1 protein-coding gene is annotated in these 827 nt (G+C 67.5%); it reads right to left on the bottom strand.

Annotated features, from left to right (window positions below):
* Positions 1–109: 109 nt before the first annotated feature.
* On the bottom strand, positions 110–827 hold a 718-nt coding region (locus AC1DYX_RS31615), incomplete at its 5' end, for a serine hydrolase (protein WP_477266223.1).

Raw genomic sequence — 827 nt, 5'->3', positions numbered from 1 at the left:
GTGCCCACGCGTGACGCCGACACGTTGCAAACGTCCGCGTGGGCACGTCTCGTTTGAGGCCCCCGGCCTCAAACGCCCACCCTACGGCCCCGCTGAGGTAGCGCGCTGGTTACTGGACGACGGGTGTCGTCGCGGCGCCGGACACGGACGCCGACACGGTCACGGGCACGCCCGCAGCCACCGTGGCCGGCACGGTGGCCGGCTTGAGCGCCTCGAGCCAGCGGCGCATGCGGCCGGCGTCCGCCGTCCGCGACTGCTTGCCCTTGGAATCGAGGAACACCATGATCACATTACGCCCCTGGATCATGGCCTGCATCACGAGGCAGCGCCCCGCTTCGTTGATGAAACCGGTCTTCTGCAGGCCGATGTTCCAGTCGGGCGAGGCGACGAGGTAGTTGGTGTTGCGATACTGCAGCGCCCGGCCGCTCGCTTCGACGATGTAGTTCGGGTCCGTCGTGTACTGGCGCAGCAGCGGTTCCTGGTGCGCCACCTTGACGAGCTTGGCCAGGTCGCGCGCGCTCGACACGTTCTGGCTCGACAGGCCGCTCGAATCCACATAGTGCGTATCGGTCATGCCGAGTTCGCGCGCCTTCGCGTTCATCGCGGCGACGAAGGCATCGATACCGCCCGGATAATTACGGCCCAGCGCGGCGGCCGCGCGGTTTTCCGAACTCATCAGGGCGATATGCAGCAGGTTACCGCGTGTCATGCGGGCGCCGACGGGCAGGCGCGAACTGGTGTACTTGTGGCGGTCGACGTCGGCCTCGGCGATCGTCAGTACCTCGTCCAGGTCCTGCCGGGCCTGGACGACGAGCAGGCCCGTCATC

The organism is Massilia sp. P2_C2, from assembly GCF_056404615.1.
This window is presented reverse-complemented; position numbering and strand designations above follow the sequence as displayed.